At 68.8% G+C, this 16,933-nt stretch carries 19 protein-coding genes; 1 reads left to right on the forward strand and 18 read right to left on the reverse strand.

Going from position 1 to position 16,933, the window contains the following annotated elements; translation table 11 throughout:
* Positions 1–60: 60 nt before the first annotated feature.
* The 17 genes from ACZ6SF_RS28715 to ACZ6SF_RS28795 form a co-directional block, all read right to left on the reverse strand.
* The gene (locus ACZ6SF_RS28715) at positions 61–1,092 is read right to left on the reverse strand and encodes a phosphotransferase (protein WP_466066234.1); all 1,032 of its coding nucleotides are present in this window, start codon (positions 1,090–1,092) and stop codon (positions 61–63) included.
* Complete coding sequence (locus tag ACZ6SF_RS28720; protein WP_466066236.1) at positions 1,089–2,156, reverse strand: phosphotransferase family protein; 1,068 nt, start codon at positions 2,154–2,156, stop codon at positions 1,089–1,091. The genes ACZ6SF_RS28715 and ACZ6SF_RS28720 overlap by 4 nt, the downstream gene beginning before the upstream one ends.
* Positions 2,157–2,169: 13 nt before the next feature.
* The gene (locus ACZ6SF_RS28725) at positions 2,170–2,868 is read right to left on the reverse strand and encodes a TetR/AcrR family transcriptional regulator (RefSeq protein ID WP_466066238.1); all 699 of its coding nucleotides are present in this window, start codon (positions 2,866–2,868) and stop codon (positions 2,170–2,172) included.
* A gap of 13 nt (positions 2,869–2,881) precedes the next feature.
* Positions 2,882–3,316, reverse strand: a complete 435-nt coding sequence (locus ACZ6SF_RS28730) for a nitroreductase family deazaflavin-dependent oxidoreductase (protein WP_466066239.1) — start codon at positions 3,314–3,316, stop codon at positions 2,882–2,884.
* Between the two features lie 31 nt (positions 3,317–3,347).
* Entirely contained in the window at positions 3,348–4,595 is a 1,248-nt protein-coding gene (locus tag ACZ6SF_RS28735) for a cytochrome P450 (protein ID WP_466066241.1), read from the reverse strand.
* A 4-nt stretch (positions 4,596–4,599) separates the two neighbouring features.
* Complete coding sequence (locus ACZ6SF_RS28740; protein WP_466066242.1) at positions 4,600–5,379, reverse strand: SDR family NAD(P)-dependent oxidoreductase; 780 nt, start codon at positions 5,377–5,379, stop codon at positions 4,600–4,602.
* Positions 5,380–5,384: 5 nt separating this feature from the next.
* On the reverse strand, positions 5,385–5,609 hold the full coding sequence (locus ACZ6SF_RS28745; protein ID WP_466066243.1) for a ferredoxin: 225 nt from the start codon (positions 5,607–5,609) through the stop codon (positions 5,385–5,387).
* A complete protein-coding gene (locus ACZ6SF_RS28750) occupies positions 5,609–6,817 on the reverse strand; it encodes an amidohydrolase family protein (protein ID WP_466066245.1) in 1,209 nt (402 codons plus the stop codon). Before ACZ6SF_RS28750 ends, ACZ6SF_RS28745 begins: the two co-directional genes overlap by 1 nt.
* 27 nt (positions 6,818–6,844) lie before the next feature.
* The gene (locus ACZ6SF_RS28755) at positions 6,845–8,311 is read right to left on the reverse strand and encodes an aldehyde dehydrogenase family protein (RefSeq protein ID WP_466066247.1); all 1,467 of its coding nucleotides are present in this window, start codon (positions 8,309–8,311) and stop codon (positions 6,845–6,847) included.
* A gap of 46 nt (positions 8,312–8,357) precedes the next feature.
* The gene (locus ACZ6SF_RS28760; RefSeq protein WP_466066248.1) at positions 8,358–9,560 is read right to left on the reverse strand and encodes a thiolase family protein; all 1,203 of its coding nucleotides are present in this window, start codon (positions 9,558–9,560) and stop codon (positions 8,358–8,360) included.
* Positions 9,557–9,988 (reverse strand): Zn-ribbon domain-containing OB-fold protein, encoded by a 432-nt coding sequence (locus ACZ6SF_RS28765; RefSeq protein ID WP_466066250.1) that lies wholly within the window; start codon positions 9,986–9,988, stop codon positions 9,557–9,559. Before ACZ6SF_RS28765 ends, ACZ6SF_RS28760 begins: the two co-directional genes overlap by 4 nt.
* A complete protein-coding gene (locus tag ACZ6SF_RS28770) occupies positions 9,985–11,166 on the reverse strand; it encodes a CaiB/BaiF CoA transferase family protein (protein WP_466066251.1) in 1,182 nt (393 codons plus the stop codon). Before ACZ6SF_RS28770 ends, ACZ6SF_RS28765 begins: the two co-directional genes overlap by 4 nt.
* A 188-nt stretch (positions 11,167–11,354) precedes the next feature.
* Positions 11,355–12,257: an NAD(P)-dependent oxidoreductase gene (locus tag ACZ6SF_RS28775; protein ID WP_466066252.1), complete on the reverse strand. Its 903-nt coding sequence runs from the start codon at positions 12,255–12,257 to the stop codon at positions 11,355–11,357.
* A 9-nt stretch (positions 12,258–12,266) separates the two neighbouring features.
* The gene (locus tag ACZ6SF_RS28780; protein WP_466066253.1) at positions 12,267–12,641 is read right to left on the reverse strand and encodes a carboxymuconolactone decarboxylase family protein; all 375 of its coding nucleotides are present in this window, start codon (positions 12,639–12,641) and stop codon (positions 12,267–12,269) included.
* A 31-nt stretch (positions 12,642–12,672) separates the two neighbouring features.
* A complete protein-coding gene (locus ACZ6SF_RS28785; RefSeq protein ID WP_466066255.1) occupies positions 12,673–13,479 on the reverse strand; it encodes a TauD/TfdA dioxygenase family protein in 807 nt (268 codons plus the stop codon).
* 215 nt (positions 13,480–13,694) lie between these two features.
* Positions 13,695–14,327, reverse strand: coding sequence for a hypothetical protein (locus ACZ6SF_RS28790; protein ID WP_466066257.1), 633 nt, complete (start codon positions 14,325–14,327; stop codon positions 13,695–13,697).
* A gap of 191 nt (positions 14,328–14,518) precedes the next feature.
* Complete coding sequence (locus ACZ6SF_RS28795) at positions 14,519–15,145, reverse strand: TetR/AcrR family transcriptional regulator (protein WP_466066258.1); 627 nt, start codon at positions 15,143–15,145, stop codon at positions 14,519–14,521.
* Positions 15,146–15,260: 115 nt separating this feature from the next.
* On the opposite strand from ACZ6SF_RS28795, the gene ACZ6SF_RS28800 reads away from it, so the two are divergent.
* Positions 15,261–16,202 carry an SDR family NAD(P)-dependent oxidoreductase gene (locus ACZ6SF_RS28800; RefSeq protein ID WP_466066260.1) on the forward strand — a complete coding sequence of 314 codons (942 nt, stop codon included), beginning with the start codon at positions 15,261–15,263 and terminating at the stop codon, positions 16,200–16,202.
* Positions 16,203–16,264: 62 nt separating this feature from the next.
* Here the strand turns inward: ACZ6SF_RS28800 and ACZ6SF_RS28805 are convergent, their stop codons facing one another.
* The gene (locus ACZ6SF_RS28805; protein WP_466066262.1) at positions 16,265–16,933 is read right to left on the reverse strand and encodes a TetR/AcrR family transcriptional regulator; all 669 of its coding nucleotides are present in this window, start codon (positions 16,931–16,933) and stop codon (positions 16,265–16,267) included.

Here is a 16,933-nt window from a genome sequence, read left to right on the forward strand (position 1 = left end):
CGCGAGTACGGGAGCGGCGGGGATGCCGAGAGTTGCCGGCACCCCGCCGCTCCCCGTGGATCAGACCCCGAGCAGGTCGAGGCTCGCGTGCCGGGCCACCGCGGCGGAGAGCCGGCTCGTGAGGTGTTCGACGATCGGGCGATCCACGGCGCGGGTCATCGACCACAGGAAGAAGCCGTACGGCAGATGCGCGCGGTAGAGCCACCAGGCGTGGTCCCGGCCGGGTGGCTCGACTCCTCGCGCGGCCAGTCGGTGCAGGTAGTGATCGAGCAGATCCCGCTCTGCGGTAGCGAGTTCCTCGGGCGGCAGAACCGTCGCGAGGTGGTAGGCGACATCGAGGGCCCAATTGCCGTACTGAACAACCTGCCAGTCGATGAGTCCCGGGCTGCCGTCGGGCATTTCGTAGATATTGCCGGTATGCAGATCACCGTGGACGAGGCACCGCGGTTCCGCGGCGCCGAGTGTTCGCAGGGCGGCCATGGCCGCGGTGAGCCGGTCCGCACGACGTACCCGGGCAGGGATACCGGGTGCGCGGCCGTCGTCCATCAGCGACTGCAGTTGTTCTTCGGTCAAGTGCCGGGTCAGCGATATCAGCCGCGGCGGAAAGAGATCGCCGAACTCGGCGGTCTCCCAGGTCGCGGCGTGCAGGGCGGCGAGCTGATCCAGGGTGTGGGCGGCCCGGCCCGCGTCGTAGCCGACGAGCGGATCGAGGAACCGGGCCCCGGTCTCGACGAGGTCGTGCATGAGGATCAGCGGATGCCCGGTGTCCTCGTCGACGGCGGCGTGCACGTACGGCGGTGTGCGAACGGGGATCCCGGAGGCGACCCGCCGGTAGAAATCGACCTCCGCCCGGCTCACGCGTCGCCGTTGCGAGCCGAAATATCCCTTGGCGCACAGGGCGGGCGGGGCATCGGTCGGGTGGGCGTAGGACACCCGGAAGCGCAGTTTCGTGGCCACCGTCTCGATTCGTTCGACCACCGCGGTCCCGGCCGGTTCGGCATCGGGATGGCCCGGGTTCAGCGCCGCGGCGAGCCAGCCCGGTGACAGCACGACCGCCTCGTCACAGGGCGCCGGTCCGCCCGGGGCGTTCACGAGACATCACCCGGGTCGGCCCCGAGCAACTCGCAGGCGCGCACCAGGAACGAGTACCGCGGTCCGTCGGCGACCGGCGGTAGCCGCAGCATGCGCCGGGTGTGCAGGCTGAGCAGTCCGGCCTTGAGACAGGCGAATACCTCGTGCCACAACAGGTTGTCGGCGGGGAGCCCCGTCAGTTCCCGCCAGAGTGCGACCGTTTCGTCGCGGGTGCCGAGCCCGTCCAGGCGGGGGACACCGCGGCCGGTGCTGTGGGCGTCGTCGAAGACCAGCCACCAGGCGAGGTCGGCGATCGGGCCGGCCATGGACGCCTGTTCCCAGTCCATGACAGCGGAGACGCGGAAGTCGTCGCCGAAAATGATGTTGCCGATGCGGGCGTCGCCCCACGAGAGCCCGGGAGCCGAGTCGGCGGGCCGGTTGTCGGTGAGCCACCGCAGAAGCATGCGCACGGTGTCGGGGTAGTCGTCGGCCAGTGTCCAGCGGGCGTAGTCGTGCCAGTAGGACAGCTGTTGCCGATTACCGGTTTCGCCGTGCTCGGGCCGGTCGACGAACGAGACGGCGCCGACCGGGACCCGGTGGATCGCGGCCAGCTGACCCATCGCGTCCTCCCAGAGGGTCCGTCGCTGGGCCGGGGTCGCTTCGACGAGGAACCCGGACGCGTTGTAGACCGGCATGCTCACGGGTACCAGGCCGTCCGCGCGGCGCATCAGGTAGAACTCCCGTCCCAGTACCGACGTGTCCGTTTCCAGCCACAGGGGTTCCGGAACGCGGACCGTGCCGAGTTGCCGCAGGGCCACGAGGATGTCGTACTGGATCCGGAACCTCGGGTCGAGGAACATCTGATGTTCGGGGGCGGGGGCGACCCGCAGGACGAGACGTTGCACCTCCCGCCCCGTACGCACCCGGAGAAAAATCGTTTCGTTGGAAACCCCCGCGCCGCGCGGGTAGGCGGGATCGTCTATTTCGACGGCGGTGATATCGTGTCGCGATTTCAGCCACGAATACAAGGTGGTGGCGGTGGCGTCGAGATCACGGCCCTTGGGAAAGGCAGGCGCTTGCTTCATTGCTTGTGCCCCGTTACTTATCGGGTGGATGACCGCCGAAGGCGGTAGAACAGAATGACCACAGTTGTTCGGTGACGGCCGCGCTGTCCACATGCGGCGCGAAGGCGAACTGATGGAACACCGACATCACCAGATTCATCGCCAGCCACGCGTCGGCGGCCGGATCGTTCGGGTGCAGGAGTCCCGCGTCGGCGGCTTCCCGCAGGTCCCGTTCGATGAGATCGGCGAACGGGCGGTTGGCCTGTGCCATTTCTTCGGGAAATATCTGGTAGAGACGCCAGTGCTCGGCGGTGATGAACTTCCGCGCGACACCGCCGTCGTCGCTGCGCAGTGATCGCAACGCCGCGACGATATAGAAACGTAGCCGTGCCACCGGGTCCGGTTCATCCCGCACGGCGGCCGCCATTTCCGCGACACGTGCGGAAATCACTTCCTCGAGAACGGCGAGCAGCAGATGGTCTTTTCCGGGGAAGTGCCGGTAGAAGGTCTGCAGGGCGATCCCCGCCTCCTTGGCCAGCTCCTGCGTCGTGAAAGCGGATCCTTTTTCCGCGATCAACCGCTCGGCGGCCGCCACGATCATTTTCGCCTGTTCGATACTGCGGGCCCGGGACCGGCGTACCGAATGCGACTGATCCGCGGCGCGATCGGCCCACGGCGGCGGCGCGACGTCCGGGGTGTCGGCGGGCGGGGTGGACCTCTTCTGAGTGGGCACGAATGAAGTCCTATCACGACGGCCTCAGCACAACGAGAGGGATAACCCTGCTGGTACGGGTCTGGTACACGTCGTAATTCGGCCAGTATTCCGTGACGATCTCCCACAGGCGCGGTCGCTGCTCCGGGGTGGCCGTAGACGCGGTCACCCGCAGCCGCTCGGCCTTGACCTGGATCTGCGCCGCCGGGTTCGCCCGCAGGTTCAGGTACCACGCCGGATGCTGCGCGGAGCCGCCGGCCGAGGCCACGACCAGGTAGTCCGCACCGTCGCGCCCGAAGATCAGGGCCGAGGTGCGGGCCCGGCCGGATCTGCGGCCGGTGGTCGTGAGCAGGAGTATCCGGGCGCCGTTCCACGCGTACCCGACTTCGCCGTCTGTTTCCCGATAGCGCGCGACATGGGCGGCGCCGACCAGGCCGAGGTCCGGCGGCCGGTAACCGGGTTCGTTCATGAGCTGTGTCCTTCTCCGGGGCGGCCGGGTGTCAGCCGAATACGACGGGTATCTCGGTGGCGCCGCGTTCGTACATTCCGATGATCCGCGGCGGCTCGGCGGCCGGATCGAGCCGCAGGCCGGGCAGCCGGTCGAGCAGGGCGCCGATCCCGGTGATCATTTCCGCCTTCGCCACATGCATACCGAGGCAGGCGTGGGCGCCGCCGCCGAAGGCGAAGGACGGTCGCACGCGCCGGAAGATGTCGTAGTCGTCGGGGTTGTCCCAGCGGGCCGGGTCGCGGTTGGCCGCGCCCAGGCACAGGTGCAGGACCGACCCCGCGGGCAGCGGCACACCCTGTAGTTCGGTATCCCGAGTGACATAGCGGGAGAACATCGGGTCGGTGGGCGTCCAGCGCAGGGCTTCATCGATGGCGGGCCGCAGCAGTGCCCGGTCCGCGGCGACCGCCGCGAGGACATCGGGCCGTTGCAGCAGCGCGGTCAGGGTGATTCCCATCTGCTTCCAGGTGGTGCCGGATCCGGCGGCCAGCAAAAGCACCACGAAGGAGTAGATCTCGGCATCGGTGAGTCGTTGCGTCACGCCGTCGTCGGTCTTCAGTTCGGCCTCGACCAGGACACCGAGGAGGTCGTCGCCGGGTTCCGCGCGGCGCCGCGCCAGGATCGGCCGGATCAGCTCGACCACGATTTCGGGCCGGCCCAGCGCCGCGCGGAACTCGAGCGCCTGCTCGATCGGGACCCCGAAACTGCCGGTGATCGTCAGTACCGGGATGGCGGCGCAGAAATCGACATTCAGCTCCGCCCGGCCGTCGGCGGCGAATCCGTCGATCAGCTGATGCACGGTGTGTTCGATCCAGTTGCGGATCCACCACTGGGCTTTCGCCGGCACGAAGGACGGTTGCACCAAGGACCGATAGCGCCGGTGCTGCGCGCCGTTCATCGAGATCATGCTGTTGAGGGCGTCGAGCCGGCCGTCGTTCGGATCGACCGGTACCGGCGAGGAGGCGAACAGCTCCGGGTTGCGGTAGGCGGTATCGCAGGCGGCGAAACCGAATGCCGAGAAATGCGGGCGATCGGCGTGCGGAAGCCCGCTGAACACGGCCGGGCCGGGATATCCGGTCAGTTCGTGCACCGTGCCGGGGTGGACCTCGGCCTCCTCGCGCAGCCGATGCCACCGCGGATAGGGATCGTCGCGATAGCCGCCTCCGGTCTGCGCGAGGTAGGCGCCCCGCAGGTCGAACAACTCGCGGACGCGGTCGCGGTCCAGTGTGCGCGCGGAATTCATTCGGTCACCTCGCCACATAGCCGCCGTCGACCGGGAAGAGCACTCCCGTGACGTTGGCGGCTCGGTCGGATACCAGGAATACGGCCGCTTCCGCGCAGTCCCGCGCGGTGATCGGCCGGCCCAGCGGGTGGTTGGCGGCGGTGCGCTCGGCCATTTTCTCGACCGTCGCGTCGTCTCCCGGCAGGCCACCCGCGGCCATGAACCCGGTGTAGGGCATACCGGCCGGGCAGAGCGCGTTGGCGCGGATCCCGAACGGCGCACCCTCGATCGCCACGGCCTTGGTGAGCTGGTGCACGGCGCCTTTGGTCGCGGCGTACACGGCGCCGCCCCAGGCGACCAGTCCCGCGACCGACCCGGTATTGAGGATGACGCCGCCACCGCCCTGCCGTTTGAACTGCAGTACGGCGTAGGTGCACCCGAGAAAGACACCACCGAGATTCACCGATACCAGGCGCTGGAAATCCTGATAGGTGTGGTCCTCGAGGGCGGCGCCCAGGCGCGGCGTCGGAATCCCCACATTGTTGAAGACGATATCCACGCGGCCGAACTGCCCGGCGGCGGTGGCGATCATCTCGGCCACATCGCGCTCCCGCGTGACATCCGTTTCGACCGCGACGGCCACCCCGCCGGCGGCCTCGATGCGGCCCACGGTGTCCTTCGCCTGGTCCAGGCGGATATCGGCGCACACCACCCGGGCGCCTTCCGCGGCGAATCGCTGTGCCGACGCGGCGCCGACACCGGACCCGGCGCCGGTGACCACCGCGGTTTTTCCTTCGAGCAGCACGTGGCTCACCCTTCTCGTTCGATGACGACCGCGTCGCCGGTCGTCAGCTCCAATGCCCCGGTGGGGCAGCTGTCCACGGCCGTGCGGATCCGGTCCAGCGAATCCGCCGGCGATGCGACCAGGAGCGCTTGGCCGTCGCTGTCCTGCGTGAAACTGTCCGGGGCGTAACTGACGCAGACCCCGCAGCCGAGGCAGCGCTCCCGGTCGACGTGGATGCTCCAGCCCGGCATCAGCCGGCTGCCCGGGCCGGCGGTTCGGCGGGGGTGAACCGGTAGAGCCGTTCGGCGTTGCCGCGCAGGATCTTGTACTGGGTCTGTGCCGGGAGGTGGCCGATCTGTTTCTTGACCGCGTCGAGGCAGTTCGGCCAGGTGGAATCCGAATGTGGGTAGTCGGTTTCGCACATGATGTTGTCCTCGCCGATCTCGGCGATACTCGCGATACCGTGCGTGTCCTCGATGAAGCAGCCGAAAACGTGATCGCGGAAGGTCCGGCGCAGATCGAGGTTGTCGAGATCGACGCCGCGGCTACCGGCGTGATCGCCCCAGTTCATGCCCTGCTTCACCCAGTGGCGCTGTTTGTCCAGGACCTGTTCGGCCCGCTCCAGGAAGTAGGGGATCCACCCGATCTCACCCTCGGACAGGGCGATCTTCAGATCGGGATAGCGCTGGAACATCCCGCTGAACAACCAGGACAGCATCGCGCCGGAAGTCCGGGTCGCACCCCACGCCAGATTCGCGAGGAAGGGCGAATCCTTCGCGATGCGCGGCACCGTCGACGAGGAACCGACATGCATCGAGACGACCATCCCGAGATCATTGGCCGCCGCCATCACCGGATCCCAGTAGCCGCCGGGATCGTGGATCGTCGGCAGGCCCAGTGGTTCGGGGTTCTCCGAGAACGCGAATGTGGTGGCGCCCTTGGCGGCGCAGCGTTCCAGCTCTTTCACGGCCAGTCGCGGATCCCACAGCGGGATGAGCACCAGGGGGATGTAGCGGCCCGGCGCCGCGCCGCACCAGTCCTCGATCACCCAGTCGTTGTAGGCCTTCAAACAGACCAGGCCGAAATCGCGATCACCGGCCTCCATGAACAACTGGCCGCAGAAACGGGTGATCGTCGGGAAACAGAGGGAGGCGAGAATGCCGGCGCGATCCATATCCTCGATCCGGGCGAGGGGATCGTAGCAGCCGGGGCGCATCTCGCTGTAGGACAGCGGTTTCGGGCTGAACTCCTCCTTCTCCTTGCCTGCCACCGCGCTGAGTCCCGAGCTGGGGAAGCGTTTGCCGTCGTAGACCCAGCAGTCCACGCCGTTGTCGTCGAATTCCATATGGGGCGCGCGGTCACGGTCGGCGCGCGGCACGCGATCCAGCCACAGATTCGGAGGTTCGAGAATATGGTCGTCGACCGAGATCAGCCAATCGAGCGAGATATCAGCGGACATGACTACTCCTTCGGATCGTGCTCCCGGTCACCGCAACTCGCCGATGACCAGATGTTTGACTTCCTGAAAGGCCCGGATGCCGTCCGGGCCGCGTTCACGGCCGAGGCCGCTCTGCTTGTAACCGCCGCTCGGGGCGTAGGCGCTGAACAGCGCGGTGTTGATATTCACGGCGCCGGTGCGCAGGCGCCGCGCGATCGCGGTCGCGGCGGCCGGGTCGGCGCCGTATACCTGCGCGGACAGGCCGTAGGGGCTGTCGTTGGCGATGCGGACGGCGTCGTCGATATCCCGGTAACCCAGGACCGACAGGACCGGTCCGAAGATTTCCTCCTGGGCCGCCGGATTACCGTTGTCGGGGATATCGAGCACCGTCGGCTCGAAGTAGTAGCCGCGCGGTATCGCCGGCCGTCCGCCGCCCTGGGCCACACTCGCGCCCTTGTCGACGGCCCGTTCGACGATCCGTTCGCAGCGCTCCCGCTGCGCGGCGCTGATCAGCGGGCCGAGTGTGGTCGCGGGATCGGCCGGTGCGCCCACCACCAGGCCCGCGTACACCCGGGACACCGTCTCGAGCACTTGGTCCTTGTGTTCCCGGGGTACCAGCATCCGGGTCGCGGCGACGCAGGCCTGGCCGGCGGTGCCCCCGACCACGGCGGCCGCACCGGCCGCGACTTTGCCCACCGCGTCGCCGAGATAGATCTGGGCCGATTTCCCGCCGAGTTCGAGCCCGACCCGTTTCACGGTGGGCGCCGCCTGCGCCGCGATCATCCGGCCGACCGTTGTCGACCCCGTGAACGACACCATATCCACCGCGGGGTGCGTGCTCAGCAGTTCGGCTCCGGCGCTACCGGATTCGACGACGACGCTGAGCACCCCGCGGGGTAACCCCGCCGCTTCGGCGGCGGCCCCGAAGATCAGCGACGATATCGGTGTCAGCGGACTGGGTCGCAGGATCACCGAATTGCCCGCCAGGAGCGCGGGGACGAGCTTCTGCAGGGCCATCATGAACGCCGCGTTGTACGGGGTGATCGCCGCGACCACGCCGACCGGTTCGTACCGGCGGATGCTGAGCGCCACTCGCCCGTGGGTCAATTCGTCGACCGGGACCGGGTTGGTCTCCTCGTGGGACATGGCCAGGAACAGGTCGACCATGCCGCGGGCCATCGCCAGGCCCGAGTGGAACTGTGAGCGTTCGGCGAAGGTCGTGGGCTGTCCGGCCTCGGCGACCATGGTCGCGACCAGGGTCTCCCGTTGCGATTCGAGGTACGTGAGCAGGGCCCGGACCACGGCGGCTCGTTCCGCGACCGGAAGGTCGGCCCAGGTACCGCTGTCGAAGGTGGATCGCGCCGCCGCTATCGCGCGTTCGATCTCGGGGAGCGGGGTCGCCGGGATATCGGCCACCCGCGACTCGTCGGCCGGGTTCTCCACGGCGATCCGATCCGGTCCGGTCACCCGGTCGCCGGCGATATACGAGCGGTGATCTGCGAGAACACGTGACATGTACTCGGTCTCCTAGCTGCCGCGAGGCGGCATGGGTCTGGTTGCGTTATCCGGGCTCGGAGGTATAGGCGACGACGCCGCCGTAATGCGGGGAGGATTGGCAGGCGAGTCCGACGGATACTCCGGGGCGGCCGCGTTCCCCGGCGCGGCCGGACAGCTGGAGATAGCACTCGAGCATCTGCGGAACGCCGTGCATCCGTCCGTTACCCAGCGCTCCGCCACCCGAGAGCGCCGGTAACCGGCCGGGGATATCGCTGTCGATACCGCCGTCGCGGACGAAACGATGCGCCTCGCCACGAGGGCAGAAGCCCAGGGCTTCCAGCCAGAAGTACACCAACGGCGAGAATCCGTCGTAGAGCTGGGGTAGGTCGACCTCCTCCGGGCGCAAACCCGTTGCCTCCCAGAGGCGCCGGGTCGTGACCTCGCCACCGGCCATGATGTCGTCCAGCGGCCAGTGCAGTCCGGCCCGGTGCCTCGGCGGCGGGCTCTGCGCGAAGCCGGCCACGTACACCGGCCGGTGGGGGAGATCCCGGGCGCGCTCGGCGGAGGTGAGGACGAACGCGGCCACACCGTCCACCGGAAGGTCACAATCCAGGCGCCGGACCGGATCACTGACCATCGGCGCCGCCAGGTACTCGGCGGGCGTCAGTGGTTTCCCCGACCAGTACGACCAGGGGATGCGCGCGCCGTTCTTCCGCGCTTCCACCACGACGTCCGCCAAGGCGGCGGGATCGGCGCGGTACCGCTCGAAGTACTCGGTACAGGGCAGGGCGATCATCGGCAGCGGCCCGGCGAAACCCTGCGGTGCCGTCCACTGCCGTGGGCCGGCCGCCGCCGTCATGGGATTGTCGTGGTACCCACCGGCCGGGTTGTGCAGGGCGCGATGGAGGACGACGTGATCGGCGGCCCCGGACACGATCGCGTTGACGGCCAGCGCCACCGCGCCGGGCATCTGACCGATACCGCCGAACCCGGCGACATAGCGTGGTGTGCCACCCATCCGGGCGGCCAGCCAGTCCGCCGATACCGTACTCACGCCGTCGGTCACGGCGTGAGCGCCGGCGGTCGGGAACAGGGCCGAGGTGACGAATCCGTCGATCTGGTCCGGCCGCAGTCCGGCGTCGGCCACCGCCGCCCGCGCGACCTCGACCGCGAGTGTCCCGAGCGGCCGATCGTGGTGGCGGCGGATATCGCTGTGTGCGTATCCGGCCAGCGCGACCCGCCCGCGCCCGCGGAACCGCCCGGTCACGACGAACTCCCGGGGACCACCGTGAAGGCCGGGATCGCGGTGTCCTCCGAGATGTCCTCGAACGCGAGGTACACCGGAACACCGTGGCGTAGCACGGTATCCGGCCCATCGAGGAGTCGCCCGATCATCCGCAGCCCGGGTTGTACGTCGAGTTCGACATCGACGAGCAAGTACGGCACCTGATCGGTGAAACCGAGTAGCGAGGCCCGCCGGACCACCGTCCAGGACCGTACGATCCCCGACCCCTCGACGGGTTCGAAGCGGAACGCGGGATCGGTGCTCCCGCAGTGCGAGCAGATATGGCCGGGTGGCAGTTCGAAGCGGCCGCAGCGGCTACAGCGGGCGAGCGCGAGCATATGCCGGGCCGCCGCGGCCCAATACGGAGCCGAGGAAGCGTCGGGAACCGGGACCGGGCGCGCGGTGGTCACGGGAGCACCCCGGCGTCCTTGAACTCCGCGATATCGGCCCAGGAGTAGCCGAGTTCCAGGAGCACGGTCTCGGTGTGCTCGCCGTGCTCCGGCGCCCGTCGCAGCACCGGGGGCCGGAGATCGAATTGGACGGGACCGGTCGGGAGCCGATACGTTCCGCCGGCGTCGGTCTCGACGACGCCGAGGTAATCGTTGGCCAGGACCTGGGGGTCGTCGAGTAGTTCCGCGACCGATTGCACCGGTGCCCACGGCGCGTCCAGCCGGGACAGCAGTTGTTTCCACTCGTCGAATGTCCGGCGGGCGAATTCCGCGTCCAACGCGGCCACGCACGCGTCCCGGTGCGCGGCGCGCGAAGCCATATCCGCGAAGCGCGGATCGTCGCGCAGATCGGGGCGCTGCACCAACTCGCAGAACGGTGCCCAGTACCGGTCGGCCTGCAGGAAGACCAGTTGGATATGGCGGCCGTCCGCGGTGCGATAGGCCCCGACGAGCGGATTGGCCGACCCGCTACGACCGGCCACCGGAACCGGCGGCCTACCCGCCGCGGCCGCGAGCACATCGGAGGAGAGCATCCACATCGCCGTCGCCAGCAACGAGACATCGACCACCGACCCGCGTCCGGTCCGGTGCCGGCGCAGCAGCGCGGCGGCCATCGCGAACCCGAGCGCCATGGCGCCGTTGCGATCACCCATCGCGCCGCGCTGACCGATCGGATACTCGCGGTCGAGCGGAGTCAGGGTATGGGCGGGTCCGCCCTGCGCCCAGAAGGCCGAGGAGTCGTAGCCCGGTTTATCGGCTTCCGGCCCCCGCACTCCGTACCCGTGGCCACGGGCGTAGACGAGCCGGGGGAATCGGCGGGTGAGTTCCTCGGCGTCCAGACCCAGCCGGTGTAGCGCCGCGGGCCGGAAATTGGTCAGGAAGACATCGGCGGTGGCCAGGAGTTCGTCGAGCAGTTCCCGTCCCCGGGCGGTCCGCAGATCGAGTGACACCGAGCGTTTGCCCCGATTGGCCAGGGCCACCGAGAGATTCACGCCGCCGCTGTCGGTGCCGATACCTTGCGTGGCGAGGTTGCGGTACGGGTCGCCGTCGGGGCGTTCGACCCGGATGACGTCGGCGCCCCAGTCGGCGAGCAGCGCGCCCGCGACCGGGACGAAGACCCATTGAGCAAGCTCTACCACGCGGACTCCGCTGAACGCGTCGCTGTCCATCGCGCACCTCCGCGTAGGTAGAATTGGAATCTACATAAGCGTAGAACCTGATTCTCGTTTTGGTGGCGGAATCGTCCGGACCGGAGAAATACCGTTCGCCGGACACCGGGGAAGTAAAGCTGTTCGTCTGTGCGGGATTCGGTGGGTCGGTTGCCGGGCTACGGCCGGCGGCCGGTGCGCCCGTCGACGATCACGCCGGCTGCGGTCTCGATCGGTTTGACGATCGCGGTGAAGTCCGAGTCGGGCCCCTGGTCGGCCAGGGTGGCCTCCCAGAGGCGCGCCACCGCGCCCGCGAGCCCGGCCGGAGCGCCGATAGCAGCGGCCTCCTGCAGGTAGAGGTGGATATCTTTGGACATGAGACCCGTGCTGAAACCGAAATCGAAGGTGCGGGGGAGCACGGCGCGCGGGAACTTGTCGCGACTGGCGTGGGTCGCGCCCGACCCCGCGTTGAGTACGTCGATCATGACGGTGGGATCCAGGCCCGCTTTGACGCCCATGACCATCACCTCGGCGGTCGCGGCGAGGGTGGCCGCGGCCATCAGGTTGTTGACCAGTTTCATCGTCTGGCCCGCGCCCGGTTCGGCGCCTACCGGGAACGGGCGGCCGAGGGTCTCGAGAACCGGTGTGGCCCGGGCGAACTCCGCGGCGGGGCCGGCGGCCATCATGGCGAGGGTGCCGTTACGGGCGCCGGCGACCCCGCCGCTGACCGGACAGTCCAGTAGGGCGATACCGCGTTCGGCGAGGGAGGTCGCCAGCTGCCCGGCCAGTTGCGCGCCGATGGTGGACAGTTCGATGAACAACCGTATCCGCGTACCGTGCACGACGCCGTCGGGTCCGGTGGCGACTTCCCGCGAGGCCGCCAACGAGGGGAGGCTGGCCAGCACCGTCTCGGCGCGGTCGGCCACCTCTCTGGGGGAGCGGGCGGCCCGGGCGCCCAGCGCCACCGCCCTGTTCAGGGCCGCGGCGCCGGTGTCGAACACCACGACCCGGTGGCCGGCCTCCAGGAGGCGCGCGGCCATCGGGAATCCCATGTTGCCCAAACCGATGAATCCGATATCCACGTTGCCCGCCTACTCGTCGTCCGATTCGGCGAGAACCTCGCGGGCGATCCGGAAGCCGTCGACGGCGGCCGGTACACCGGCGTACACCGCGACCTGGAGCAGGACCTCACGGATCTCCGCGCGGGTGACACCGTTGCCGAGCGCCGCCCTGATATGGGTGCGTAATTCGTGCGGGCGGTTGAGCACCGCGAGCATCGCGACAGTGAGCATCGAACGCGTTGCCGGCGTCAGGCCCTCACGACCCCACACCGCGCCCCAGCAGTACTCGGTGACGAGATCTTGCAGCGGTTCGGCGAAATCGTCGCCGGCCGCGTTGCGGACATGGTCCGCCCCCAGCACCCGGGTCCGGATTCGCCGCCCCAACTCGTAGGTGTCCGCGTTCATCGGTTCTCCTCTCGGCCGGCTCCGCCGGTATTCACAGCCACGGCTCGTCGCCGGCGATCGTGGTGCGATGCATGGTGCGTTCGGAGGCGGGATCGTAGGGCAGCGCGCGATGCAGCATGCCGGTGTTGTCCCAGATCACCAGGTCACCGACCGACCATTCGTGGGTGTAGCGGAACCGCTCCTGGGTGGACCAGGCCATGAGTTCGTCGAGCAGTTCGCGGCTCCGGTCCGGGTCCATGCCGACGATATGGTCCGCGGTGGTGCCCAGGACCAGCGACCGCCGGCCGTCGCGGCGCTGCCACACCAGCGCGCTCTCGTGTGGAGGCATCCGCCGCCAGCGGGCGAGCTGCTGTTCGGTGGGATCGGGATTCACGGCTCGCTGCGTGGCCTCGAGACTGTGGACCACCCGGAGGTCCGCATAGCGTTTGCGTTCGTGCTCCGGAAGGTTCTCGTAGGCCGCGTAGGTGCTGGCGAATTCCGTTCCGCCGCCCACCATCGCCACATGGCGGGCGGTGAGCATGGTGGCCTTGGCCGGTACCCGGCTGGTGGTGTCGTCGATATGCCAGCCGAAGGTCCCGCGGAGGTAATCGGCGGTGGGGTTCTTGGCGGGGTCCAGCGAGACGGTGAAGATCTCCTTGCCGCCCGGAGCCAGGACGGTACCGAGAGTCCGGCTCAGAGCGAGCTGGGCCGCGTCGTCCAGGTTCGCACCCCGGATCAGCAGCACTCCGCGCCATCTGACCGCCTCGCGGATGCGGGCGACGGTGTCGGGACTCAGGAGGTCGTCGAAATCGACCAGTTCGGCGCCTATTTCGGGGCTCAGTGCGATGGTTTCTGTCATGGGAGTCTCTCCTCGCTGTTCGATGCGCCGAGTTCGTACCGGCCCATTCGGTGCTCGGGCGCCTGTGCTGCTGTCACAGCTTCACCACCACGGTTTTCGTGGCCGTTGCCGCGTCGTGCGCCTCGACGCTTTTCTCTCTTCCGTAACCGGATTTCCGGAATCCGCCGAACGGCAGTTCGATACCGCCGCCGCGCTGTAGGTGTTGACAGGGGGACCTACCTCGCGAGACCGGCGTGCGTGGGCGCGAGGTACGCCACGGCCGTGGCATCCCGGTGCGGCGCGCGCCACGCCCGTGTTCCGGTGCGGAAGTTCTCGGTGGCCGGCACGATGCCGGTCCGTGCGCCCGCGGCCCGGAGGGCCTGGCGTTTGAAGGCCCGGGCGGCGAGGCTGAGCCGGTAGGTGGTGGATTCGGTCCGGTCGCCGAATTCCCCCGAACTCGGCTCGCCCCAGATCGAGATCTCGGTGCCGGCGGAATCGAGACACTCGCGCACTCCGCCGCGCAGGTCCGGGTGGGCGGTGACCAGTACCGCCGAAATCGCCAAGGCATGTGGCCGGGGCCCGTACGGTCCGCGGGACAAGGCCTGTTCCAGGGGCAGTGCGTCCGCGCCCAGGATCGTGGCGGGTCGTGGATCGGTGAGGTCGCCGGTCAGTACGGTGACCGACCAGCCCGCCATCACCCGGTCGAAGATGAGCCCACCCGCCGCGTTCACCGCGTCGTCGATGCTCGTACCGAGGACGGCGAGCCGCAGGCGCGGCCCGCCGCGCGCGCGGCGGCGGGCCGAGGTGATCTCCGTGAGGTCTCTCCTTGCCCGGAATCGTGGCGACGACGAAAAGTCCGATGTGGTCATAACCCTCTCTCCGATGGCCGTCCGAACCACGGGTGCCCAGGGTCGGCGAAGCGGTACAACACGCTGCCGAGTTAAGTATCCGTTTCCGTGTACTTACGATAAGGGTGGAGGCGGGTCGTGGTGGCCGTTTCGGCGAAATCTCCCGAGGAGAGGTCGTGATCCGGCGCGACCGGCGCCGGCGAGAGAGTTGTTCAGCGTGGCGAGACGCCGTGCAGGAAGAGGGCCACGGCGTGCCGGAGATGCCGCTCCTCTTCCTGCCGGGTCCGGAAGACACCGAAATCCGCGAGTCTGCCGGGGATCAGCTCCACCATGGCGAGGAAATGTTCGGCCGCCAGTTCGATATCGTCGATCCGGGCCGTGCCCCGGGTGACGGCGCGCCGCAGCACCGCCACCACGGCACGCTGCCGACCCGACCACATCATCGAATCCGCGGTCACCGCGAACTCGGGAAACCGGGCCGACTCGTTCATCGCGATCCGCCGCAAGCGGGAATTCTGTGGATCGACGGTCCGTTCGAGGGCCGCCCGGCCCATCTCGAGCAGCGTCGCCTCGAGGTCGTCGTCCTCGAGCATCGCGGCCCCGTCGAGAGCCTCGTACTTCGACAGCGCCCAGGGGATCACCTCGGCGAAGACCGCGCGCTTGTCCGGGTAACGGGCGTAGAGCGAGCGTTTCGTGATGCCGGCGGCCCGGGCGATGGCCTCCATGGTCGCCCCGTCGTACCCGAATTCCAGGAAGGTCGCGACAGCGGCCTCGCGCACGGTGTGATCGAGGGCTTTCGCCTCGGCCCGGGTGGGGCGGCCACGCCTTGTCGTCGACATGTGTTCAACCTACCGAATACCGCGCGGAAAGTATTCCGCTGAGTATACTTATTCGGGTAGCCGGCCGATTCTGACGGCCGGTCATCTCTTCCGCACCATCGAATCCGGAGCAGTGATGACGATCTCGCCTCGCGCCGGCCGGGCAGAACTCGGTACCCCGCGTCCCACGGTCCTCGATATCGTGGCCGGAGTCGACCTGACCGATCGGGTCTGCGTGATCACCGGCGCGTCATCGGGTCTCGGCCGGGAATCCGCCCGCGGCCTCGCCCGCACCGGCGCCCACCTCGTATTGGCCGCCCGGCGGCCGGATGCGCTCGACGAGACGGCCGCCGCGATCCGCGACGAGATGCCCGGGGCGCGACTGTCGGTCGTCGCCCTGGACCTGACCTCGTTGCCCGCGATCCGCGACGCGGCGGACCGGATCGCCGAGATCGCCCCCGCCGTGCATGTACTCATGAACAATGCCGGGGTGATGTTCACCCCCTTCGCCCGCACGGCGCAGGGTTTCGAATGGCAGTTCGGCACCAATCATCTCGGTCATTTCGAACTCACCCGGCTACTCGTCCCGCGGTTGTGCGCGGCGCAGGGCGCCAGGGTCGTGAACCTCTCCTCCGAGGCGCACCGGATCGCCGATGTCGATTTCGACGATATGCAGTGGGAGCGCCGCGAGTACGACAAATTCCGCGCCTACGGGGCCTCCAAGACCGCCAATATCCTGCACGCCGTCGAACTGAACCGGCGGCTGGGCGGCGAGGGTGTCCACGCCTGCGCGGTCCACCCCGGACGGGTCGCCACGGCGTTGTTCCGGCACGTTCCGGATATGGCCTCGGCGACGTCGTCCGCGCGTTCCGGGTCGCCCGCACCGGCCCGGGAGGTGCTGACTCCGCAACAGGGCGCGGCGACCCAGGTGTGGGCCGCCGTCCGCCCGGAACCGGCCGGCCCCGCCGGGATCTACTACGCGGACTGTGCGGTCAGGGCGGATGTGGAACCCTACGCGATCTCGCCCGGCCGGGCCGCCGAACTGTGGGAGCGCTCCGAGCGACTGTGTGCGCGATAGCGCGTGCCCGAGGTGACGACACGTGCGCATCGCGGTTCCGGGCAATCGCACCGGCCACGCTTTCACCGCGGCCGCAACCCGTCGAGCAGTAGGCGCACCATGAACCCGACCCGTTGATCGATCTTGTCGCTGCTCGGGATCCGGCCCGACTCGATACTGCGGACCTGCGCGCCGACAACCATGCTCATGAACGCGCGCGCGGCGAGATCGGTATCGGTCGCGGCGATCTGCCCGGCCGCCACGGCACGGTCCATGACCTCGGCGACGAACTCGATGACCGGCCCCGCGCGCAGGGTGTTGCTGAGGGTGAAGATCTCCGGGAAACGCAGGCCCTCGATATTGAGGATCCGGTGCAACCGGAGCCCGCTGGGTGTCATGGCCTGGTCGATCCGCAGTCGTGCGACGGCGGTGAGGGTCTGCGCGAGGTCGCCGGTGTCGAGGCCTTCGAGGACATCGCGGGGGACGGCCTGCGCCTCGATCGCCCGCCGCACGGCTGCGAGGAACAGGGCGGCCTTGTCGGTGTAGAGGCCGTACACCGTTCGTTTGGCCATATGTACCCGGGTGGCGATCATCTCGACGGTGGTGTGCTCGTAGCCGTGCTCCAGGAACAGGTCCAGGGCGGTGTCCAGCAACTCCTGCCGGCGTGCCTGCGCCTGTGCCGCGGTCGGGCGGCCGGCGCCCCGCGGGCGTCCGGAGTCTGCGTGGGTCGAGTTCACAACTGTCGAGTTCAC

It is taken from the genome of Nocardia sp. NPDC049935, from assembly GCF_055586645.1.